This window comes from Sebaldella sp. S0638, assembly GCF_024158605.1.
Classification (GTDB): domain Bacteria; phylum Fusobacteriota; class Fusobacteriia; order Fusobacteriales; family Leptotrichiaceae; genus Sebaldella.
This window is the reverse complement of sequence record NZ_JAMZGM010000058.1, coordinates 1-24538: the sequence shown is the minus strand read 5'-3', so window position 1 is coordinate 24538 and position 24538 is coordinate 1. Positions and strand designations below refer to the sequence as shown.

Sequence of the window (24538 nt, the reverse complement as noted above, 5' to 3'; positions counted from 1 at the left end):
TAGATAAATCAATATATGAAAAACAAATCTTTTATTATATCAGATTTAATTTACAGACTTTCTTGCACACTCCCCCTGTGGAAGCCGGTTTTATCTGACTTTCTGAGTATGCTTCATTATTGATCTGTCTCTTTAAAATTTTATGGTTGATTATGAAAAATAATTGTTTTTTAAAATTCTGTATAATTATAAATGGAATCTTCCAAAGTCCATATATTATTTATTTTCGCAGCTTTTATTTCTATATTCTGACTTTTGAAATCTTTTATTTTAGGGGAATATTTCAATACTGCTTCTGAAATTACAATAAAAGTCAGGAAGTACAGCTCGTTGATTTCCTGGTCAGAAAATTTTTCAATATCGCTGGAATAATTATTTCCCAGTCTTTCATTAAGCTTTTTATCTATAAAATTATTAAAATCTTTATTTTGTATAAGGATAGCAATGTCAGGTACGCTTATTTTCACTGAAACAAGGACATTTTCAGGTGATAGATAATGAATTTTTGTGATTTCATATTTTGTAGTCTCGGATTTAATGTTAAGAAGAAGATAAGAAAAATAAAAAGTTTGTAATAACTCGTCAGGAATATTTCCCGAATAAGTATCAAGTTTATCTATTTCTGCTTTATGGCTGGAAACAGAATCTTTAAATGCCTGTTCGATAAGAAGATTATTTTGTACGAGTTCATTTTTTTTAAGTTTGACGCCGGATTCTTTTGTAGTTTTATACCCCGGAGCTGAAAAACATATAAGGGAAAATAAAAGCAGAATAAGAATACACGCTGATCTTCTCATGATATCACCTCATTTCCTATAATTCATTTTAACCTTTTAGAATAAAAAAAACAACAAAATTTATTGTAATTAACTTCAGAAATTATCTGTTTTAAGGGTAAATGTTTTTTGGAAATTTAGAAAAAGGGATATCAAAAATATTTATTTTACTGAATGTAGGTTGTTAAAAAATAATGGTGGTCAGACGGCTGATATTCGAAAAAAGAAAAACGAGCTGTATGAAGTGTTCCTAAAAGCCAGATGAAACTGATAAATGGGTTTGCACCGCATAAAGCTCATTTCTAAAATAAACTATTTCAAATTTAATTATTTTTATTTTATAATTTCTGTTTATCTCATCATAAGATCAAAAAATTTAGTTGGGAAAACAGAAAGAGTGGAGATCAAATCTAAATTTTTATCATAATTTATTCCCCATAAACCATTGGCTTTATTCATAGTTACTTTTATATTTTTCGTTTTCATAACACCTTTATGATTATATTTTTCATATAATTTCTCATAAATTAGTATTGCATTTTTACTGTTGATACTATCAGGTGAAATGCCCAGATCAGATAGTGATTCTAAAAAAGCAGAGACAAATTCTTCATCTGAAAGGCTGTCATATGAAACATAGTTTACCCTTACATCTAAAGTACTTTTATTATTTGTTTCTTTTACTTTTGTAACTTCGTACTTATTCTTTTTAGAAAAACCGCTCATAGCTTTAAAATCAGCTTCTGAAGAGATCAACTCCATAAATATCGACATTTCCGGATCTTGTCTGTAAGCTTTGTAATCCTGAGCCACTATATACTTCATTCCCTGCTCAAAAATTCTTTTTGATTCATACTTATCTAAATTATTGCTGAATGATAAGAAAGTGAACATTAATAATAATACTGATACAATTTTTTTCATTTTACCTCCTAGAAAATTTATAATAATAATGTCTAATTGTATCATTAAAATATGTCATTTTTGTGAAGAATGCCGAAAATAGTCGACTCTTATTATAATCAGCTAGATTTACAGCCGAAAAATATAAAAAAAGATAATGAATACATTCAAATGGAAGATAAATACGAAATAAAATTTTACACTTTAATCTGTATCTTATTAACTCTGATTTTAGAAAGCATTTAGGATGAGAATCTGCCTTTGAGGTATTTTTAATGACGACTAACAGATAAAAAAAGCTGTATCAAAAATAATACAGCTTTTTAGAAAGAATTTTTATTTAAAAATATTAAATCAAAACATTACCTGTCCGCCGGTAATATTAATAGACTGCCCTGTACAGTAAGAAGCTTTTTCAGAAGCGTAGAATAAGAGAATATTAAGAACATCCTGATATTCACATCCTCTCTTTAAAGGAACTTTATCCCTGTAGATTTTTTCTACCTGATCTTCAGGAACTCCGAGTTTTTTTGCATACTGCGGCAGAAGACTTTGGAACATCGGGGATTTTAGTAAATTTCCAAGCATAAGGCTGTTCACACGAATGTTATGCTCCGCTAAATCCAGTGCAAGCGACTGTGTTAATCCTACACCGCCGAATTTTGAAGCTGAATAAGCAGAGTTGTGCTTGCTTCCCACTTTGCCGGACTTTGTATTTATCTGTATTATATTTCCATACCCCTGTTTTATCATAATTTTTGATATTTCCCTTGCACATAGAAAATATCCTGTAAGATTTACCGATACAGAAATATTCCAGTCTTTCAGGTCAAAAGTATCAATCTTCGAACTTCTTGCCACTCCGGCATTGTACACAAGAAGATCAACACGTCCGTATTTCTCCTCTGCAAATTTTCTTAAGTTTATGACTTCTTCTTCATTAGTTGCATTAACCTGAAAACTTTGAAAATTTCCTGAATATTTACTGCTGATTTCATCACTCACTCTTTTGGCATTTTCACCGTTTATATCTGCTGTTAATACGTCATAACCAGCTTCTGCCAAACCTTTGGAAAGAAATTCCCCGAGAGTCTGCCCTCCGCCTACGACTATTGCGACTTGTTTTTCCAATTTGAATCATCCCTTTCGTTTGTACCTTATTTAGAGTAGTTTACATATAAATTGCCGAGAATTATTTTGAATACATACCAAAGCTTGCAAGCCATGCTATGAATACAGTAGGTGCTCCTGTGAGGAAACGCGCGTAAAGTACAGAGGGAACCCCGACTTCCACAGTTTCCACTTCAGCTTCGGCAAGACCGAGACCAACAGGGATAAAATCACATGCTGCCTGTGAATTAATGGCAAATAATGCAGGCAGTGCAAATTGTGCCGGTATATTTCCTTTTCCTATTTCCACTCCCACGAGAACCCCTATAACCTGTGCTATTACAGCACCCGGCCCTAAAAACGGCGATAAAAGAGGGAAAGAACATATAAGCGAAATTATAAGCAGGCCGGGCAGGGTACTTGCAAGCGGTGTAAGGGCTTTGGCAATAACATCTCCGATTCCTGATTTCAGAATGACACCTATAAGCATGGCAACAAATGCCATAAAAGGCAGTATTGTTTTTATAATAGTGTCAATAGTTTCTCTTCCTGCCTGATAAAGGGTACTTACCAGATTTCCCATACCCATACCGATTCTTCCCATTAATCCTGAAGATTGCTGGCTGATTTTTTTGTCAGTGGAATATTTCGGCTGTTTAGTTTCTGTAGAAGGCTCTTTTTCCTGAACAGGAATGTTGATATTTTCTTCTCCGGTATATTCTGTGATGTTAGAAGGTTTAACAGCGGAAACATAAATATCTTCTGTTATATATTGTGCCAAAGCACCGCTTTTACCTGTAGCCATAATATTTATAGTAGGAACTCTCTTTTTAGGATAAATACCGCATCTGAGATTTCCCCCGCAGTCTATAATAACAGCAGCGATCTGCTCATCTTCGACCTTTGTTTTAAAACCATCCACGAGTTCCCCGCCTGTTTTCTCCGCCAGAACCTTTGCCACTTCCGGTATATGTCCTCCTGTTACATAAAGAATAACGTTTTTCTTCCCGTCAGGAGCAATTATGAGCGGGCCTCCGAATCCTCCGTCACCTGCATGAACTATTACTTTTTTATACATAAATTTCCTCCTTTATAATTTTATTTCTGCAGGAAGCTTCACACCCTGCTGTTTTTCTACATAAGAAGTAGTGAAGTCAGTTACCCACCCTCTGAAAAAGTTCGTAACTACTCCCACAAGAAAATATCTGAGCGCCAAATCCGAAATAGGAAGTCCAAGCTGTGTAATTCCATTGGCAACTCCGAGAAAAACAAATAATTCGCCGGGATTAATATGAGGAAACAAACCGTTCATTGTGTGACATGCATATGTAGAAGCAGAGTAATAACTCGGCTTATATTTCTCAGGAAGAAATTTTCCCAGAGACATAGTCATAGGGTTGATAAAGAAGAAAGTACCTACAGTAGGAAGTACAAGATATCTCAATAATGGGTGAACAGCTGATTTTTGAGCAAGTCTTTCTATCTTATCCTCACCGACAAACTTAATAAGTGCATTCATAGCTACAAGCAGACATATTAAAAGGGGAAGTATTCCTGATACCAGACCTACAAAAACAGTTCCGCCTTCCTGAAACAGACCAATAAATCCAGTGGCCAGTTTTGATAAAAATTCCATATGATTCCTCCTAAAATTTTATTTTTAACTGAATGATTCTGCAGAGATATTTTTTGTATTCAGCATTTCTATTTCTTTAATATAATTTGACTGTGCATTGTATAATGCCTTTCTGATAACTGTATCCATTTTTTCATTTTCCCAGTTTTCCATAATATTTTTATTTATGATGGAAGGTATACTTTTAAATCTTGTAAATACTGTATAACCGTTCATAACTTTGCTGTCCAGAATTTCTCCGTCCCTTGTGATAAGGAGGAGAATTACACAGCCTCTGCTTATTCGGGAGCGTTGCTTTCCAATAAGAACAAATCCTTTTTTACGCAGTTGTATATATTCCCTGTTAAAATATTTCAGCTGAAAAAGAGTAAAAACACACTGCATAGCCCACACAAAGATAATTAGTATGATTAACTGAATCACTTTTGTCACCTCCTTTTTGATATTTTGTTTATGGTTAGCACAAAATTGCAAAGATAATTAAAAAAAATCATTGACGCATGATGTCTGTAATGAAATTTTGTTCCATGATTGCACAAAATCGTAAAAAGATTTAAAAAATTGCAATTTTGTGTTTATATAGAAAAAAATTGCTTATAATAATATATAACCCTAATTTATACTTTTGTCAATAGCAGAAAAATGAAATAATTTTTCAGAAGGGGTATTTAATACATTACAAAAAAAGAAAAACCTGATAAAAATCAGGTTTTCATATATTTTAACAGAATAATAAATATCAAAAATTAAGAATTAAAATTCTCCCCTAGTGAATTAGCAGTAAGAATAGCTGAGTACACATCATCAACTGTAACTTCAAAAGGCATATTATAAATAGTTTCACCTTCTGCACATGACAGTTTTGCTGCTTCATAAATTTTTTCTCTGTTTATGTTATCGATTCCCATATCTTTGAAACTTACAGGAAGACCAATCTTTTTACAGAAAGATAATACATCATTTATTTCATTTTTTGGTGCATTTTCAAGAACAAGCTGAACTAATACGCCGAATGTAACTTTTTCCCCGTGATATAAGTGGTGTAATTCTTCTATAACTGTAAGCCCGTTATGTATCGCATGGGCAGCAGCAAGTCCACCGCTTTCAAAGCCGATTCCGCTGAGATAAGTATTTGCTTCAATTATATTTTCAAGAGATTTAGTAACAACTTTATTTTCAACAGATAATTTTGCAAGATATCCGTCAGCTAAAAGTGTATTGTAGCATAATTCAGCCAGAGCAACAGATGCTTTTGTAGAAACTCCCCCGGCCATAGTTTTTTTATTGGCAGCTGTACATGCACGCGCTTCAAAATAAGTAGCCAGAGCATCTCCCATTCCGGCAGCCAGCAATCTTACAGGAGCATTAGCTATGATTTTCGTATCCATAATCACAAGATCCGGATTTCTGGAAAGGAACAAATACTCGCTGAAAACACCCTCATCTGTATATATAACAGACAAAGCGCTGCACGGAGCATCAGTAGAAGCAATGGTAGGCACTATTACAACCGGGATTTTACCGTAATACGAAACTGCTTTTGCCGTATCCAGAGTTTTACCCCCGCCTATTCCCACAATAGAGTCTATGTTATTCTGTTGTACTATTTCAATTAATCTGTTAATTTCTGTTTTTGAACATTCTCCGTTGAATTTTTCAAATAAAATATTGTTGTCACTGTTTTCGTAATTCTTTGTAACAGGTTCCTTAACAATTTTAGTAATAAAATCATCAGCAATAACAAGTGAATTTTTTCCTAAGCCTGAAGTATAAGATTCAAGCCTTTCCATGATGTTATATCCCTGAACGTATTTTGACGGTGATAAAATAATTTTGTCCATTTGTGTTCCCTCCTTGTATAATTTAAATTGTACCATTTTAACATTTTATTTTTAAATTATCAAATTTTATTTCCAAATATTTTGCTTATTAAAGTACAAATGTGGAAGTCTCTTGTTTTTGGCTGTATTTTTATACTGACAGCAGTATAAAATTTTGAAAAAAAGCTGCAATACACATTGATAAAGCACAATAGTTTATTCTGTCAAATAAAAACTTGACAATTTAAAAAAATAAAAGTATAAATAGAATATAAGTATGTGTTTTCGAAACACATTTGTGCATAGAACGAGATTATAAATTTTAAATAAAATAGCAGGAGGAAAAATGGAATATTTATTAGACACGGCAGATCTGAATGAGATCAGAGAAATCAATGAATACTTTCCCATAGTAGGGGTAACTACAAATCCGTCAATAATTGCAAAGGAAAAAAAGGATTACAAAGATGCAATAAACGGAATTATAGAAATAATTGGAACGGAAAAAATGCTTCATGTACAGGTATTGGGAATGACTGCAGACGTAATCGTAAAAGAAGCGAGATTGCTGAAAGAGACTTTTAAGGCTAATCTGTATATAAAGATTCCTGTATCCGCAGAGGGTCTGAAAGCTATGACTATACTGAAAAAAGAAGGATTTAATATCACTGCTACGGGAATACTTACATCACAGCAGATAGTAATGGCAGTACAGGCAGGTGCTGATTATATGGCTCCTTATGTAAACAGAGCTGACAATATAAATGGTGATGGCGTAAGAGTAGTGGAGGAAGCATATAAGATAATAAGCAGAGATAAAAATAACAAGGCAAAAATTTTGGGAGCATCTTTCAAAAATGTAAAACAGGTTCATGATGCTATAATTGCAGGAGCAGAAGCGGTGACAGTAGGGACTGACGTGCTAAAACAGCTGATTTATCATCCGTATACAGACTGGAGTATTGATAAGTTTAATTCAGACTGGGGAAAAGTATATGGTGACGGAAAAACACTTCTGGATATTTTATAAATATAGTTTTCAAATTATAAATAAACCCAATTAATTATTATTTTCTGAAGAATTGTTTTAAAACTAAAATTTTCTGTTATTCAGCAGTTTTTGGGATTTTACCTAAAATCTAGACCTTATTAACAAGTTCAATTACGAAATTTTTAATCAGGACACTGTTAGATACAGATAATTGTTTTTGAACAATTCTTTTATATTTCTAATAAAATATATACATCAGGAATTCTTATCTGATACCTGTTTTATAATGGTACAGAATATATAAATTAATTGACAAAATATATGAAAAATTATATATTATATTAATAAAAGAACCCTGCATTTAATAAATATCAGGAAGGGAAAAATAATGATTGATAAAAAGCTGTTATCGACAATTTGTAAATTATATTATTACGATGAGTTAACACAAAATCAGATATCTGAAATTTTGAAAATAGAACGTACAAAAGTAAGCAGACTTTTGAAAAAGGCCAAAGAACTGGGAATAGTGAAAATAATAATAAACGATATGTATCTGGAACAGCTCGATCTGGAAACCAGATTAAAGAAAAAATACGGGCTGAAAGGCGTGCAGCTGGTAGCGAGCGACGAGAATATCCTTGTGAATATAGCAGAAGCAGCACATGCGTACCTTGATACTATATCTGAAAATAAAGAAACAATTGGTATTACATGGGGGAAAACTATCAGGGAATTTTCTTTGTACAAACCGCTGAATGTAAATAAAAGAATAGATTTTATACCTCTTTTGGGAGGATATAACAATATGAAAGATTATATGTCTATTAATTCCATGATTTATAATCTGGCGACATTATATAAAGGAACTCCTTATTTTATAGAATCACCGCTGATTGTAGACACTCCCGTAATGAAAGAACAGATTATGAATTCTACATTTTTTAAGCAGATTATAGAAATATGGGAAAAGCTTCAGATAGCAGTGGTAGGTATAGGAGCTTTGGAAAAATCATCAAATGTTTTATGGGAAATAGGTCTTTCCGAGCTGAAACAGCTGAATAACGTCGGTGAAATAAAGGAAAAGACAAGCAAGCAGAAAGCTATAGGGGAGATATGTTCAAAGTTTTATGATATTGACGGAAAAATAGTAAAAACAATATTAGACGACAGAGTGATAGGAATAGGACTCGAAAAACTGACAGAAATCCCATATTCCATAGGTATTGCAGGAGGCGTGGAAAAAACAGATGCAATTTACGGAGCTGTAATGGGAAAATATATTAATGTTTTGATAACTGACATGGAGACAGGGAAGAAATTGTTGGATAAATAAGTAAATGGACAAACTATATAACTAAAACCAGAAAAACCAAAATATAAAAAGTGCGAAGCTGAGGAAATGCCTGAACTTCGCACTTTTTAAGTAATGTATTAAATAAAGTCAATCATAAATTTTTTTATAAGTTTCTTTGTATCAGGTGAAAGCTGATCCTGCTTTTTTTCAGTGATAACAGTATCGAATTCATTTAAAGATGAAAAGCAGAATGTCCCTTCACATTCGAATTTTTTTGTTTCTACAATGAGATATTTCTTTTTAGCTATGGAAAGTACAGCTTTTTTGGTATTGCCGTCCTCAGACTGAAAATTCATAACAGCGCCTGTTTCGGGATTTATTCCGCAGCTTCCGAGAAATGCCCTGTCTACCTTATATTTATTAATGCAGTTTATAGCTTCACTTCCTACGATTCCGCCGATCTCCTTATTATAATTTCCTCCTGTTATAATAATTTCCGTTCCGCTGTCTTTTCTGAAAAGAGCAGATATACTGGGCATATTTGTGATAAGCACAATATTCTTGTCCTCTTCTGCGAGCAGTTCGGCTACCATGTAGTTTATGCTGGAAACATCAAGAAATATAGTTTCATTTTCAGAGATAGCAGCATAAATCTTTTTTGCAATAACACTTTTCTGTGAAGTTTTGTTTATTAGACGCTCATCAAGAGTAGAAAGATGAACGATTTCTTTTTTTAGAATGGCCCCGCCGTGGGTTCTTTTTAATTTCCCTTCTGTTTCAAGCCTTTGCAGATCCTTTCTTATCATGACTTCAGATATATTAAAATGCTTTGCAAGATCATTTACTTTTACTTTTTTTTCTTTGTTTAGAATTTCCATTATGGAATTTAAGCGCTCGTCTAAAAACATTTTACACCTCAAATATAATTTAGTTTTGAAAACTTTCATTTTATTATATAATAAAAATTTTCTTTTTGCTATATAAAGTTTTTTATATTGAAAAATAAGAAAAAATGACTAGTTTTGTTTATTTTCATTTTTTGTAAAAAAAATAACAAAATCAAATAAAAACAATAAAAAGTAAATGAAATTAAAAAAATAATATAACGAAACAAAATTTAAAAAATAAATTAATAAAAATAAATAGCATACTATAAATTCTAAGTTAAATATATATTTGCATTAAAAAAATAAAATAAACATTAAGTATAAAATTAAACTCATTACATCGGGAGTGCTTGACAATAAGAAAAAATATAGTATATATAGGTGAAATGAATAATATCGAAATAAAACACAAATGTGAATTTTTGAAAAATAAAGTAGGGATTGATGAGTATGGAACATGAATTATTGGTAAAAGTTGCCAAACTTTACTATCTTGATGAATGTACCCAAAGTCAGATTGCGAAGGAAATTGGTGTAGAAAGAAGTACAGTGAGCAGACTGCTGAAAAAATCAAGAGAAGAAGGAATAGTAAAAATAAGTATTGATGAAGGGCATACAAAACAGGCGGGAATTGCGGAAGAATTAAGAAGAAAATACAGCCTGAAAAATATCATAATAGTAAAGTCCGGAGCGGAAATGCTGGAAGAAGTACATGAAAAAGCACATCAATATTTACAGAAAGTAACGAATAAAAATGAAATAGTAGGCATAACATGGGGGAAGACATTATGTGATTTTTCCAAGTATAAACTTCCCGTAAAGAATAAGAAACTGAATTTTATAGCTCTAACCGGCGGTTATGGAAATCTGAAAGAATACACGCACATAAATGCAATGATAAATAATCTTTCGGAGATGTATAACGGAAGAGGATATTTTATAGATTTTCCTCTGATTATGAACAGCGAGCCGGTAAAAGACGAAATTTATAATTCAAAATTTTTTAGAAATATACGTACTATATGGGAAAGACTGCAAACAGTGGTCGTGGGAATAGGTGCTTTTGAGAAAGATATGAATGTGTTATGGGAATCAGGGCTTCCGGCACCGAAAAATATGTGGTCGCTTTTGAAAACCAAGGAGCCTGTAGGTGAAATATGCACGAGATTCTATGATACAGACGGAAAGATAATAAAAACAGAGATAGACAAAAGAAAGATAGGCATAGAAATAGAGCGGTTCAGGGAAATGAAAAATGTAATAGGAATTGCCGTAGGGGACAAAAAGGTAAATGCTATAAAAACCGCGATGAATTCTAATTTTATCAATGTCTTGATAACAGACGAAAAGACAGGGCTGAGTCTGCTCGAATCGTAAATAATGGATAAATAAATTAATATAAACTAGGAGGAATGAATATGAAATTATTCACTGAGTTACAAAAAATAGGAAAGGCGCTTTTGACACCGGTAGCTGTACTTCCTGCCGCGGGACTTCTGCTTGCCTTTGGAAATAAATTAGGGATTCCGTTAATGGAGCAGACAGGAGGTATTATATTCAGCAACCTGCCGTTGTTATTCTGTGTAGGGGTAGCTGTGGGACTTACTAATGACGGTATTGCCGGTCTGGCATCGATAGTAGCGTTTTTGGTTATGAATACAGTAATGGGAATAACAGCCGGGATTACACCGGATATGATAGGGCAGAATCCTGCATATGCGTCTGTAATGGGAATACCTACATTGCAGACAGGGGTTTTCGGAGGACTGGTAGCAGGAGTAATAGCCGCCGTAATGTTTAAGAAATTTTATAATATTGAACTGCCGGCATATCTTGGATTTTTCGCAGGAAAAAGATTCGTACCGATAGTGACAGCGGCAGTGGCATTTATAATTGGTCTGTGTATGCCGTTTCTATGGAAACCTGTACAGGCAGGGGTAGCAGCTTTATCATATTATGCAAATGAGTCGAATACAAATGTATCTACTTTCCTTTTTGGACTGGTAGAAAGAGCACTGGTACCTTTCGGGCTTCACCATATATTTTATCCGCCTTTCTGGTGGCAGTTTGGTGAATACACTACTAAGTCAGGACAGGTAGTTACAGGAGATCAGACTATATGGTTTGCAATGTTAAAAGACGGGGTAAAATCATTTGATTCAGCTACTTATCAGGGAGCAGGAAAATTCATGGCAGGAAAGTTTCCATTTATGATGTTCGGACTTCCGGCAGCAGCATTGGCAATGTACCACGAAGCAAAACCGGAAAGAAAAAAAATAGTAGGGGGAATACTTTTTTCTGCGGCACTGACATCATTCCTCACAGGTATAACAGAGCCTATTGAATTTGCGTTTTTATTTGTGGCACCGGCATTATTTATGGTTCACTCGGTGTTTGCAGGATTATCATTTATGATAATGAATATTCTAAAAGTAAGGGTAGAATCTACTTTTTCAGGCGGACTTATAGATTTTATAGGGTTTGGAGTTCTGCCGTCTACAGAAGGGTTTCAGACAAGGTGGGTTTTGGCAATTGTAGTAGGTCTCGTATTTGCAGTGGTTTATTATGTGCTGTTCAGAGCTTCTATAAGATTTTTTAATCTGGCAACTCCTGGAAGAGAAGCTGAGGTGGAAATAGAAGGCGAAGAAGGTCAAATATTTGAAGGCGGGCTTGCAGGATCAGTTTTACAGGCACTTGGAGGAAAAGACAATATAGTTTCAGTAGATTCATGTATAACAAGGCTGAGAGTAGAAGTAGTAAATGTGGAAAAAGTAGATGATAGTGTACTAAAAAGACTTGGTGCCGCCGGAGTATTAAAAGTAGGGAAAAACGGAGTACAGGCAGTTTTTGGATCAAAAGCACAGTTTATATGTAATGATATAAATCAGTTAATATAAAACATTTTAGAATTTGTCCCAAAATTACTTTTCAGGTTTTGGGGCATTTCTTTTTACCGGTCAAAATATAAACAGAATGAAATATGCTGCCGTACCTGCTCTCTGCGATAAGCGGAAAATATATTTTAAAAATATAACTTGACATTTTCAGTTAAATGAAATAAAATAAAATCAAACGAAAGTAAATGAAAATAGTTGGAAGAAAAGAGGGAAAAATGAAAACCTATGTTTGTGAAATAGAAAGGCTGGGAATACATGACGGTCCGGGTATAAGAACAGTGGTGTTTTTAAAAGGGTGCCCTCTGAAGTGCATATGGTGTTCTAATCCGGAAACACAGCTGTCATTGAACCAGATTTACTATAATGAAAAAAAATGCATAAAATGTAAAAGATGTGTCGAAGCATCAGAAGATAATTCTGTGACATATGATGATGAATGGAGATTTTTTCCTGAGAAATGCAGCGATGCAGATAAAATTATACAGAGCTGTCCTGTGGGAGCATTGAAAAATACTGCTGAAAAAATGTCAGTAGATGAAGTGTTCGAAGAGGTAATGAAAGATTACTCCTATTACAGGAATTCAAACGGAGGTTTGACTGTATCAGGGGGAGAAGTATTGATGAATTCAGATTTTGCTTATGAACTGATAAAAAAAGTAAAAGAAGAATACATAAATACAGCTATAGAGACTTCGGGTTTCGGGAATTATTCCGCTCTGGAAAAGATAGCAAAGGTAACAGACTATATTTTATTTGATATTAAACATATGGATGAAAAGATACACGAAGAAGTAACAGGAGTTTCGAATAAAATAATTCTGGCTAATCTGAAAAAGCTTTCGGAATGGCATAAAAATATTATGATCAGAATACCTTTGTTAAAAGGAATAAATGATACAGAAGAAAACATAAATAAAACTATTGATTTTGTGAAAGAAATGAAACTAAACGAAATTCATGTACTTCCTTATCATACTCTGGGACTTGAAAAATACAGGCAGTTAAAAATGCCTTATATGGGAAATAATTATAAAAAACATACGCCGGAGGATCTGGATAAGGTGAAAAAGATGATAGAAACAAGCGGTTTGAAATGTAAGATAAACGGTTAATATAAAAGATAACAACAAAAAATCAAAGGAGGAATAAGTATGAAAACTTATGAATTAAAAAGTGAAAGGGTGGCAAAACTAAGAGAAGAAGCACTTGCTAAAGATCCCGGGGTATGTGTGGAAAGAGCGAGATACCTCACAAAAGCATATAAAGAAAATGAAGAAAAATCAAAATATATAAAAAGAGCATTGGCAGTAAAAGAAGTATTGGAAAATATGAGTATTTACATAAAAGATGGGGAACTTGTAGTAGGGAACCAGTCGTCAGACGTAAGAACAGCACCTTTATTTCCTGAATATGCAGTAGAATGGATAATTGAAGAGCTGAATGAAAAAGGTAACTTTGACTATAGAGACGGAGATAAATTTCATCTTCCCGAAGAGCATAAAAAAGAAGTATTGGAAATTTGTGAATACTGGGAAGGGAAAACATTAAGAGAAAAGTGTTATGCTCAGATGCCTGAGGAACTGAAAAAAGCTTCACAGGTGAAAGCAGTTCACGGTGAAGGAAATATGACTTCAGGAGACGGACATATAGTCCCTGATTTTGAAAAAGCATTAAAGGTGGGATTAAGAGGAATAATAAATGAAGCCGCAGAAGCAAGAGATAAAGTGGATATTACAGTATTCGGAGGATATGACAAGAGAGATTTTCTGGATTCGATTGTTATTTTGAATGAGGCAGTTATAGACTTTGCACATAGATTTTCTGCTCTTGCCGAAGAGCTTGCAGCAAAAGAAACTGATGAAAAGAGAAAAACAGAACTTCTGACTATAGCTAAAAACTGTAAAAACGTTCCTGAAAACTCACCGGAAACTTTTTGGGAAGCAGTGCAGATGGTTTGGTTCATACATCTTGTAATACAGATAGAAAGTAACGGGCATTCAGCTTCTCTGGGAAGAACAGACCAGTATTTATACGAGTTTTATAAAAAAGATGTTATTGCTGACAAAACTATGGAAAGAGACTTTGCCAAGGAACTTCTGCAATGTCTGTGGGTAAAACTTTACACTGTAATTAAAGTAAGACCTACTTCACATTCAGGTTACGGTGCAGGATATCCTACATATCAGAATGTAACTATAGGCGGTTCCAACTATGACGGAAGTGATGCATGTAATGAGCTTACTTATCTGATTCTGGAAAGTGTTGCTGAAAACAAGATGACACAGCCTAACCTTGCAGTAAGATTTCATTCAAATTCGCCTGAAAAATTCATAAGAGAAAGTGCCAGTGTAGCAGCTACAGGATATGGAATGCCGGCTATGCATACAGATGAAATAATTATTCCCGCATTATTAAATAAAGGTGTGGAGTTTAAAGATGCCTATAATTACACAATGGTAGGATGTGTAGAAGTGGCAGTTCCGGGAAAATGGGGATATAGATGTACTGGTATGACTTTTCTGAATTTCATTAAGATAGTGGAACTTGTGATAAATGACGGTCACGATCCGAGAACAGGAATGACATTGTATCAGGGGAATGGAACACTGCTTGACTTTGAAAGCTTTGATGATTTATGGAAATCATGGGAGAAAAATATAGCATATTACACGAGATTGAGTGTAGCTCTTGATGTACTTGCAGACACACACCTTGAAGAGTTTCCTGACATATTATGTTCAAGTCTGATAGACAGTTGTATAGAAAGAGGAAAGACAGCAAAAGAAGGCGGGGCAAAGTACGATATTATAGCAGGTCTTCAGGTAGGGTTATCTAACGCTGCAAATGCAATGTATGCATTGAAAAAAACTGTTTTCGAAGATAAAATTCTGACTAAGGAAGAAGTATTTGAGGCATTGAAGAATAATTTTGAGGGAATAGACGGGGAAAGAGTAAGAACTATTCTGCTTAATGTACCTAAATATGGAAATGATATAGATGAAATAGATAGATTTACAGTAAAGACATATGAGCCTTATATAGAAGAAATTGCAAATTATAAAAATACAAGATATGGAAGAGGGCCGATAAACGGCGGTTATGGTCTGTCAACTTCGGGGATTTCATCTAATGTACCTATGGGAACTGTAACAGGTGCGACTCCTGACGGAAGATACGCTTATACTCCTGCAGCTGAAGGAGCTTCTCCTACACAGGGAACAGATGTAAAAGGGCCTACAGCAGTGTTGAATTCTATAGTAAAACTTCCTACACTTCTGATAACAGGAGGACAGCTTCTAAATCAAAAATATTCTCCTGAACTGATAAAATCAGAGGATCAGTTTGAAAAATTTGTGGGGATTATAAAAACTTTTATAAATCTGAAAGGATGGCATATACAGTTTAATATAATTTCCAGAGATACTCTTCAGGCAGCAAAAGAAGAACCGGAAAAATACAGAGATATAGTAGTAAGAGTAGCGGGATACTGTGCACAGTTCGTAACACTGGATCCTATTACACAGGAAGATATAATAGCAAGAACGGAACAGGTAATGTAAAAAATATAAAAAAAGTGCTCTTATACTGACTTTAGGGTACTTTTTTTACATCATAAAAAATTATTTTTTTTATGTCATAATAAAATTAAAAATATAATAATGAATGTATGTATAATGTCGGAAACAATAATTAAAAAATGTTTTGACAAGGAATATTTTTTTTAGTATAATGAATTATGAAGATCGGTTATATCTTCGATTCATATAGGTTTGACCAGCTCTGGCAAGCTGGGATACATGTAATGCAAAAAACAGTTTTTAATTATCGAAGTTCAGACATACTAAGGAAACTCCTGGTGAAAAAAGGCGGAGCTATCCGTCTTTTTATAGTGTCAATATTTTATATGGTACACCTTGAAAACATCCTGAAACGGCACTTTGGCGAAATATTATTTTATTAATCGCCAAAGTACCCGTACCATGTTAACTATTCAGGCAGAGAGAGAAAGAATTCACGTGGGAAAGTATGTAATATTAGCACTTACAGTGTTAATATTACGTATTTATCCAAAGGGGAGGTTTTCATATGTCTGATTTGATAATATTTATTCTTGCTCTTGCTGTGCTGAAACTGTCAGCACACAAGCAGTGACAGGTTAAGACTGTTTAGAGACAGCCTTTGTGCCAGCAGAGGTTGTTTACAATATGATTTATTAAATTGTTTAAAACGGGAAATTATTGTATAATAGTTATAAACATTAATAATGGAGGCAATATGAAAAAAATACTGCTGGCGCTGGTGATTCTGATAATGACAACAGGATGTTTCACAGGAAATAAAGCTAAGAGTCAGGAAGAGATATATGGAGAAATGGAAAAAGAAATAACAGAAATGAAATATTTTGAATATACATCGCAGGATAGTGCATATCTTTCATTTTATGAAGGGCAAAGCACGAATACTTTTAGCGTGGATAAAAAAGGAAACGGATATAATAACAGAAACGGGGAACAGATGTACAAAGTAGACGGTGTAACATATCTGCGTTCTATCAGTCTGAAACAGGAAGGGACAAATGCCGTTGTAATAATGGATGTTCTTTCAGAAGATGAGAAAGATATAGGCTATTTTGACAGAAATACAGAAAATGTGAGGAAATTTTTGCTGAACAACATGAAAACATTCAGTAAACTCCCGAATCAGAAGATTACATCAGCAGGTAAGAACATAAAGATAGAAATAACTGATTTTAAAGGTACTGATTATGAAGTTTTAGATGGTATAGAAATTTCTTATGAACCGGGAAAGCAGATAAATTAAACATTTGCAAGAACGGAAAATTTTGGCGGAGAGCAGAAAAAATACACCATTAAGGATAAACTTATTTTTAATCAGGAAGAAATAATAAAGCTGCCGAAGCTTATGCCGCAAGGGACAAAACTGGAATTGAAACAATAATATAAAGAAGGGAAGATGAAAATGAGCAGTTTACTATATATAAAAAGTCATCCGTTAAAAATAGAAGAGTCTAAATCTCTTACAACAGGGGAAATATTTTTAAAAGAATGGAAAAGCCTGAATCCCGAAAGCAAAGTTACTGAACTTGACCTGTTTCATACAGAAATACCGCAGCTTGACGAGAGTATATTTGAAGCATGGAAGAAGATGAAATCAGGAATTTCTTTTGAAACTCTGGCTGAATCAGAGCAGGAGAAGGTAAAAGTATACGATAAATTAATAACTGAATTTATAAATGCCGACAAGATAGTTTTCGTGAATCCTATGTGGAATCATTTCTTCCCGCCTGTGATGAAACAATATATAGATGTGTTGTGCGTAGCAGGGAAAACTTTTAGATACACTGCCGACGGGCCTGTGGGATTGCTTGGGGATAAAAAGGTGCTTCATATTCAGTCAGCTGGAGGGATTTATAACCATAACAGCGGTGAAGTGGTGGATTTTGGTTCGGAATATCTGGCACATATGATGAGTTTCTTTGGTATAGAGGATTTTACATCTCTTTATATCGAAGGGGCAGATGCATTTCCGGATAAAAAGGAAGAAGTTCTGGCACTGGCAAAAGAGGAAGCGAAGAAAATAGCAGCTGATTTTTAAATGTTAAAAATTTTTATTAACTATAATTCATGAAATAAAAGGTCTGTGGGAATTTAGGATCTTTTATTTTCTGCAATAAATAAAATTTTGATATTCCTTCCTTATTATGGTAGTATGATAAATAAAGAAAAAACCGGGGAGTTGGTAAAATGTACACAGAAGCAGTGGTCATAGGCGGAGGAGCGGCAGGGTTTATGGCTGCAGTTACAGCTAAGGAAAATGGTTTGGATATTATAATTATGGAGAGAAAAGACAGGGTTTTGAAAAAGGTTCTGGCAACAGGGAATGGAAGATGTAATTATACTAATATTAATGCAGATATTTCTAATTATTACGGAGAAGATAAAGAATTCGCACAGGATGCACTGGAAATATTCAGCCCTGAAAATGCAGTAAACTTTTTTGAGAAACTTGGAATAGTTCATAAAGTAGAAGAAAACGGGAAAGTATATCCATACAGCGGACAGGCTTCGGCTGTGGTAGATGCTCTCAGATTCGAGACACAGAGACTGGAAATACCAATTTATACTAATTTTGATGTTTCGAAAATTGAATATAAAAACTCATTATTTAAAATATTTTCAAGTGACGGTAACAGAATTATAACATGTAAAAAGCTGATTTTAGCAGCAGGCGGGTGTTCATATCCTGAGCTTGGTTCAAACGGGAGCGGATACAGACTTGCTGAAATGATGGGACATAAAGCTACAGAAGTAAAGCCTGCACTTGTACAGCTGAAAACGGAAAAAGAACCGGTAAAAGGACTGCACGGGATAAAGGTAAATGCTAAAATAACTGCTTGTCATAAAGAAAAAGAACTGGATTCATCAGAGGGCGAGCTTTTATTTACAGATTACGGAATATCCGGTCCTGTGGTTTTTAATCTGTCATATTTAAGCGCTTTATATAACAATCCTGTATTTAAGGCCGACCTAATGCCTGACTATAATATCAAAGATATAGAAGAACTACTGGCAGTAAGAAGAGGAAATCTGAGCCATTTGACAATGGAAGACTTTTTGGTAGGAATGCTTAATAAAAAATTGGGGCAGTTGTTATTAAAGCGGTCAGGAATAGAAAAACTCTCTCTTCCTGTAACAGAGCTTTCAGATGAAAGAATTACAAAAATTGCATTTCTGATAAAAAATTACGATATAAAAATTCTCGAAACAACTGGATTTAGAAATGCACAGGTAACAGCAGGGGGAATAAAAACAGACGGTATAAATTCCAAAACCATGGAATCTAAAAAAGTAAAAAATCTGTATTTTGCAGGTGAGATACTTGATGTCTTTGGTGACTGCGGCGGCTATAATCTCCAATGGGCGTGGTCTTCAGGTTATCTGGCGGGTAAAAGCGCAGCCGGAGAATAAATTTATAAGAAAGTAAAGGACTTTGGATATGTTAAGAATAAGCAATATAAAGATGCCGATAAAACACACTAAAGAAGATGTGTTAAGACAAGCGGCCGAGACACTGGGAGTAAGCACAGATGAAATAAATAATTTCAAAATAACAGGACAGTCAATAGACGCAAGAAATAAGAGTAATATTGTATATGTATATTCTGTGGATTTAGAGATCATAGATGAAGACAGATTTTTAGAAATTAAAAATGTGAAAAAAACTGAGGTTTTTATTTATGAAACAGAGAAAATTCAGAATATACCTGAAAAAAGACCTGTAGTGGCAGGAAGCGGTCCTGCGGGAATATTTGCAGCACTTATTCTGGCTGAGTCCGGTCTGAGACCTATTGTTCTTGAAAGAGGGAAAAATGTAGACGAAAGAAAAAAAGATGTTTATGATTTTTTTAAGACAGGTGTTCTGAATACTGAATCAAATGTACAGTTTGGAGAGGGAGGAGCCGGGACATTTTCAGACGGGAAACTTACTACAGGGACTCATAATGTAAGAATAAAAAAAGTAATAACTGAATTTATTGAAGCCGGAGGCGGTGAGGAATTAGCATATATGTCAAAGCCTCATGTAGGAACAGACAGACTTATCGGGATACTCAGAAATATGAGAAAGAAAATAGAAAGTCTCGGCGGTGAATACAGGTTTCAGAATAAACTTTCATCTATAAAACATTCAGACGGTAAGCTTCAAAGTATAAAAGTGTCAGGGCCGGAAGGAGAATATTCTATAGAAACGGATTATCTTATTCTCGCAGTAGGTCATAGTGCAAGAGATACTTTTTATATGCTGAATGAGAAAAAAGTGGAAATGCAGCAAAAGCCGTTTTCTGTTGGAGTAAGGATAGAACATAAACAGGATATGATAAATAAAAGCCAGTATGGAAAACATGCAGATAAACTACCGGCTGCGGAGTATAAATTAAATGTAAAGTCATCAAACGGCCGGGGAGTCTATACTTTCTGTATGTGTCCCGGAGGAGTGGTAGTTCCGGCAGCAAGTGAAGATGGTTTTCTGGCGGTAAACGGAATGAGCTATTATAAAAGAAATAAAGAAAATGCCAATTCAGCGGTACTTGTAAATGTATATCCGGAAGATTTTCGCGGAGACAGCGTACTTGCAGGAGTGGAATTCCAGAGAAGACTGGAGAAAAAAGCCTTTGAACTTGGCGGCGGGAAATATAAAGCACCTGTACAGCTTGTAAGTGATTTTTTGAAAAACCAGAAATCCGGGAAACTTGGAAGTGTTATTCCAAGCTATAGTATAGGCTATAAATTAAGTAATTTGAATGAATGTTTCCCGAAGTTTATAGTAGAATCCCTGAAAGACGGGATAAAGGAAATGGATAAGAAAATAAGAGGATTCGCCGGTTCTGATTCTGTAATTACAGCTGTGGAAAGCCGAAGTTCTTCACCTGTGAGAATACTGCGTGACGAGTTAATGTTTTCCAGTGTAAAAGGTCTGATACCATGCGGTGAAGGCGCAGGTCATGCAGGAGGTATTGTTTCTGCCGCGGTAGACGGAATAAAGTGTGCTGAAGCTTTGAATAATATAATAAGAAATCAGTAATTCCAGAGAAGAAACTGAATTCTTATATAAAAAGGATAAAAATTCACTAATAAAGTCAGGATAAAACATGCAGTTTGATTTTATATAAAATTTTAGAGAAGATACTGGAGGAAAAATGAGCGGTCAAAACAGAAAAGATATAAAGATAGGAGCCTTAGTAGATATAGTCCTGAAAAAAGATCAGCGTACAGGAAAACTTACAAGAGGACATGTAAAGAGAATTCTGACAAACAGCCAGTTTCATCCTCACGGAATCAAGGTAATGCTTGAAGAAGATGATCAGGTTGGACGTGTACAGGAAATCATAGGATAAATATAAGAAAATAATCAGATTAATTAAAATGGAAAAAAATTAAAAAAAATGATGAAAACAGCGGTGTTATGATATAATAGAGAAGTATACAGATAAAAAGCACATCTATAAAATCTTATGATAACATGAGGAGGAAAAAATGAACAAAAAAATATGTATATTGGCAGGAATAGCAATGCTTACATTTTCAGCACAAAGTCTGTCAGCAGTGAAATCTACTAAAAATTCAAAAACTACAAAAACTACAACAGCAAAAACTGACACAAAAACTCAGGCTGCTAAGCCGGTTTTAGGGAAGATGTCAATGGACAACTGGTTTGGTTTGCCTGCAGATAAGCTGAAATTACAGGTAAAAGGAACAAAAGATGTTTTTATTACAGATGACAATGGACAGAAAATTCTTGCGGGGCTTGAGAAGAGGGAAACATGGTTTGGCATGAGCGGGGATGTTTTTTATTCTCTGGCTGACGGTGAATCGCCAAGCGGCTGGGATGCAGGAGAACTTCAAGCTATAGTTATTACTTATAAAAATGCATACTATAACACAGTTGTAAATAATATAGAAAAACAGCTGAAAACAGCCCCTAATTCAAATGAAACTTCAAGCGGATATGATACAATTTCAGAGGCAGTATTTACAAGCGGAAAACTTCGTTATGAAGTAAGAGAATATTTGGATAATGTAAAGGTAGAAATAACATACGATGCAAATTAATAATGTGCCATACCATTTTGGGTATGGCATTACTTTAATAAAATATACTGGAAAGGGAGTATAGAATGAAAGTAAGACTCGCAAAAACAGAAGATTTAGACAAAATAATGAGAATTATTGGTGAAACTGTAAAAGAAATGAATGAAAATGATAATTTCCAATGGGATGAAACATATCCAAACAGAGAAGTATTTATAAATGACATAAAAGAAGGAACACTTTATGCAGTGGTAAATGATGAAGATGAGGTATCAGGAATTGGTGCAGCTAATTTTGAGTCTTTTGAAGAATATGATAATCTGGAATGGAAATCAGGAAAAGACGACTATGTGATTCACCGGCTGGCAGTAGATAATGCATATAGAAGCAGTGGTGCAGCAGCTTTTTTAATAGAAAATATAGAAAAAGAAATTGTTAAAAAAGGAAAATGCTTTATGAGAACTGATACAAACTCAAAAAATATAAAAGCGCAGAGATTCTTTGAGAAAATGGGCTATAAATTTGTTGGTGAAATAAAAGTTCCAAGGCTTAAAGATACTTTTTTCTGTTATGAAAAAAGACTTTGTGATTAGTATAAAAGATAATATTTAATTTTTTATTTTTTTATGTTAGAATATATTTGAGTATTCAAATGAAAAATAATCACAAGATTATTAAAATAGGAGGAATTAAGATGTTAGAAAGAAAAGGTATTGTAACATTTAAAGGAAATCCGGTAACATTAGTAGGGGACGAAGTAAAGCCGGGAGACAAAGCTCCGGATTTTACAGCTTTGAAAACAGATCTGTCTGAATTAAAATTAAGTGATTATAAAGGAAGAGTTGTTATATTAACATCATTTCCATCTGTTGATACAAGTGTGTGTGCATTACAGGCAAAGAGATTCAATGAGGAAGCAGGAAAATTAAAAGATGATGTTTCTGTTATTACAATTTCAGTTGATTTACCTTTTGCACTTGGAAGATTTTGCGCAGCAGAAGGTATAGAAAATGAAGTGACTGTTTCAGACCACAGAGATTTGGACTTCGGTTACAAATATGGTTTTGTGGTAAAGGAATTAAGACTTCTTGAACGTGGAATAGTAGTAATAGATAAAGAAGGAATAATAAGACATGTGGAGTATTGTAAGGAGATAGCAGAGCATCCTGATTATGATAAAGCTCTGGAAATTACAAGAAGCCTGATATAAATAAAAAGTCCGTGATTTTCGGACTTTTTTTTATGGACAAAAAAAATTTGAACTTAATACTTTGAAAATAATAATGAATAAAAAGAGAAAAAATAAATAATATTCAGCAGAATGAGTATCATACAGTAAAAAGATATATGAATATAAAAGATCATAAACAGAAAGAATTTATTTAAATATTGACGTATCATTAAATAATTAGAAACCAAGAAATATTTTTTTCTTATATAAAAAAGATATAAGTAAAATTCATTTTTTTATAGAGAAAACTTTGTTAACAGTGAGTTAATCCTTAGGAGGAATTTTCAAAAAAACCTCTATGAAATAATTATATTGTAGTAAAATAATAGAGTGAACACTCTTGCAAAATATAATTGTGAATATTGGATTTCAGAAGAATTGTTTGGTTTTGTTCAGTAAAATAAGGGTTTTTTATGATTTTTTAAAAGTAAAAAATATATTGACAATGAAAATAGAAATATAATATAATTGACCTATATAAAAATTACGATTGTTTAATAATGTAAAAAAATATGCATAGTTGAACAAGAATAATTAAGGATTTTAGAGAAGAAGAGAGGAGAATAGGTATCATAAAGTTTTGTTCTAATTTTTAAAGAACAATAAATACGAATGAATTTCAGATTATTTTAATGAAATGGTTCGTCTTCTATTAATAAGACGAATGAAAAATTGATTTGTCTTCTGTTTTTTTCAATGATTTAACTTAAAACAAATACATGACTAATTATAAAAAGAACTATGCAAAAGTATAATGTAATTAAGTGAACACATATATAATAAAAGTCGCTTATTTAATAAAAAGCGACTTTTTTAATTAGAAAGTTTAATTGTAGAACATATTTGTGGTTCTGAATGAAAAACGCAATAAAGGTGAAATAACAGAACAAAAAAATTGAGAGAGTATGAAGCAGCTATAGTGTCGTATCAGTTAGAAAATAAAAAAGGAACAATGATTGTAAGAATAAAAATAAAAGAAAAAGAAACAAGAGATGATCATAAATAAAGAGATCAAGAAGAAAAAAGGAGAAATTTATGAATATATTAGAACGTGTGGAAAAAGAACTTAAGTCATGTTTGAAACATAATAGGAATATAAAGTTTTCAAAACAATTGGCATTGACTTTTCTTATGACAGGTGGATTTGTAGGAGCAAATGAAGTGCCGAAATCTACTAATGTAACACAAAATGTAGAAGCTAAAATAAAGAAACTAAAAGCAGATAATAAGAAAAATCTAAATAAAGGCAGGCGGGAACTAAAACGTCTGGAACTTGAAGGAGATCAGGTAATAAAAATACCATGGGAGCCTGTGATAAAAAGTCTGTAAATAAAAAAATCTTTTTATGATAAACTAAAAACAGGAGGACTTTATTATGAAAA

At 33.5% G+C, this 24538-nt stretch carries 23 protein-coding genes; 15 read left to right on the top strand and 8 right to left on the bottom strand.

Annotated elements, in window-relative coordinates; genetic code table 11:
- Positions 1-170: 170 nt before the first annotated feature.
- From NK213_RS14410 to NK213_RS14380, 7 genes are all read right to left on the bottom strand, one after another.
- Positions 171-797, bottom strand: coding sequence for a hypothetical protein (locus tag NK213_RS14410; protein WP_253350337.1), 627 nt, complete (start codon positions 795-797; stop codon positions 171-173).
- Positions 798-1127: 330 nt separating this feature from the next.
- Positions 1128-1700, bottom strand: a complete 573-nt coding sequence (locus NK213_RS14405; RefSeq protein WP_253350336.1) for a hypothetical protein — start codon at positions 1698-1700, stop codon at positions 1128-1130.
- Between the two features lie 333 nt (positions 1701-2033).
- Entirely contained in the window at positions 2034-2810 is a 777-nt protein-coding gene (srlD, locus tag NK213_RS14400) for a sorbitol-6-phosphate dehydrogenase (protein WP_253350335.1), read from the bottom strand.
- Positions 2811-2871: 61 nt separating this feature from the next.
- Complete coding sequence (locus NK213_RS14395) at positions 2872-3867, bottom strand: PTS glucitol/sorbitol transporter subunit IIB (RefSeq protein WP_253350334.1); 996 nt, start codon at positions 3865-3867, stop codon at positions 2872-2874.
- Positions 3868-3879: 12 nt separating this feature from the next.
- A complete protein-coding gene (locus NK213_RS14390) occupies positions 3880-4425 on the bottom strand; it encodes a PTS glucitol/sorbitol transporter subunit IIC (protein ID WP_253350333.1) in 546 nt (181 codons plus the stop codon).
- Positions 4426-4449: 24 nt separating this feature from the next.
- Complete coding sequence (locus NK213_RS14385) at positions 4450-4848, bottom strand: transcriptional regulator GutM (protein ID WP_253350332.1); 399 nt, start codon at positions 4846-4848, stop codon at positions 4450-4452.
- 323 nt (positions 4849-5171) lie between these two features.
- On the bottom strand, positions 5172-6266 hold the full coding sequence (locus NK213_RS14380) for a glycerol dehydrogenase (protein ID WP_253350331.1): 1095 nt from the start codon (positions 6264-6266) through the stop codon (positions 5172-5174).
- 325 nt (positions 6267-6591) lie between these two features.
- Between NK213_RS14380 and NK213_RS14375 the strand changes: the two genes are divergently transcribed.
- A complete protein-coding gene (locus tag NK213_RS14375; RefSeq protein WP_253350330.1) occupies positions 6592-7275 on the top strand; it encodes a fructose-6-phosphate aldolase in 684 nt (227 codons plus the stop codon).
- A gap of 349 nt (positions 7276-7624) precedes the next feature.
- Positions 7625-8572 carry a sugar-binding transcriptional regulator gene (locus tag NK213_RS14370; protein ID WP_253350329.1) on the top strand — a complete coding sequence of 316 codons (948 nt, stop codon included), beginning with the start codon at positions 7625-7627 and terminating at the stop codon, positions 8570-8572.
- A 98-nt stretch (positions 8573-8670) separates the two neighbouring features.
- Here the strand turns inward: NK213_RS14370 and NK213_RS14365 are convergent, their stop codons facing one another.
- Positions 8671-9441, bottom strand: a complete 771-nt coding sequence (locus tag NK213_RS14365) for a DeoR/GlpR family DNA-binding transcription regulator (RefSeq protein ID WP_253350328.1) — start codon at positions 9439-9441, stop codon at positions 8671-8673.
- Between the two features lie 429 nt (positions 9442-9870).
- On the opposite strand from NK213_RS14365, the gene NK213_RS14360 reads away from it, so the two are divergent.
- From NK213_RS14360 to NK213_RS14300, 13 genes are all read left to right on the top strand, one after another.
- The gene (locus NK213_RS14360) at positions 9871-10797 is read left to right on the top strand and encodes a sugar-binding transcriptional regulator (RefSeq protein WP_253350327.1); all 927 of its coding nucleotides are present in this window, start codon (positions 9871-9873) and stop codon (positions 10795-10797) included.
- 41 nt (positions 10798-10838) lie between these two features.
- Positions 10839-12317: a glucose-specific PTS transporter subunit IIBC gene (gene ptsG / locus NK213_RS14355; protein WP_253350326.1), complete on the top strand. Its 1479-nt coding sequence runs from the start codon at positions 10839-10841 to the stop codon at positions 12315-12317.
- A 215-nt stretch (positions 12318-12532) separates the two neighbouring features.
- Positions 12533-13429: a glycyl-radical enzyme activating protein gene (locus tag NK213_RS14350; protein WP_253350325.1), complete on the top strand. Its 897-nt coding sequence runs from the start codon at positions 12533-12535 to the stop codon at positions 13427-13429.
- 39 nt (positions 13430-13468) lie between these two features.
- Entirely contained in the window at positions 13469-15877 is a 2409-nt protein-coding gene (locus NK213_RS14345) for a glycyl radical protein (RefSeq protein WP_253350324.1), read from the top strand.
- A 715-nt stretch (positions 15878-16592) separates the two neighbouring features.
- On the top strand, positions 16593-17138 hold the full coding sequence (locus NK213_RS14340; RefSeq protein ID WP_253350323.1) for a hypothetical protein: 546 nt from the start codon (positions 16593-16595) through the stop codon (positions 17136-17138).
- Between the two features lie 159 nt (positions 17139-17297).
- A complete protein-coding gene (locus NK213_RS14335; RefSeq protein WP_253350322.1) occupies positions 17298-17933 on the top strand; it encodes an FMN-dependent NADH-azoreductase in 636 nt (211 codons plus the stop codon).
- Positions 17934-18082: 149 nt separating this feature from the next.
- A complete protein-coding gene (locus NK213_RS14330; protein WP_253350321.1) occupies positions 18083-19306 on the top strand; it encodes an NAD(P)/FAD-dependent oxidoreductase in 1224 nt (407 codons plus the stop codon).
- 28 nt (positions 19307-19334) lie between these two features.
- The gene (locus NK213_RS14325; RefSeq protein WP_253350320.1) at positions 19335-20918 is read left to right on the top strand and encodes an NAD(P)/FAD-dependent oxidoreductase; all 1584 of its coding nucleotides are present in this window, start codon (positions 19335-19337) and stop codon (positions 20916-20918) included.
- Between the two features lie 115 nt (positions 20919-21033).
- Entirely contained in the window at positions 21034-21231 is a 198-nt protein-coding gene (locus NK213_RS14320; protein ID WP_253350319.1) for a YwbE family protein, read from the top strand.
- A 139-nt stretch (positions 21232-21370) separates the two neighbouring features.
- Positions 21371-21946 (top strand): hypothetical protein, encoded by a 576-nt coding sequence (locus tag NK213_RS14315; RefSeq protein WP_253350318.1) that lies wholly within the window; start codon positions 21371-21373, stop codon positions 21944-21946.
- A gap of 65 nt (positions 21947-22011) precedes the next feature.
- On the top strand, positions 22012-22518 hold the full coding sequence (locus NK213_RS14310; RefSeq protein WP_253350317.1) for a GNAT family N-acetyltransferase: 507 nt from the start codon (positions 22012-22014) through the stop codon (positions 22516-22518).
- A 101-nt stretch (positions 22519-22619) separates the two neighbouring features.
- Positions 22620-23135, top strand: coding sequence for a thiol peroxidase (tpx, locus tag NK213_RS14305; protein ID WP_253350316.1), 516 nt, complete (start codon positions 22620-22622; stop codon positions 23133-23135).
- Between the two features lie 1056 nt (positions 23136-24191).
- Positions 24192-24485 (top strand): autotransporter-associated N-terminal domain-containing protein, encoded by a 294-nt coding sequence (locus NK213_RS14300; protein ID WP_253350315.1) that lies wholly within the window; start codon positions 24192-24194, stop codon positions 24483-24485.
- Positions 24486-24538 lie beyond the last annotated feature (53 nt).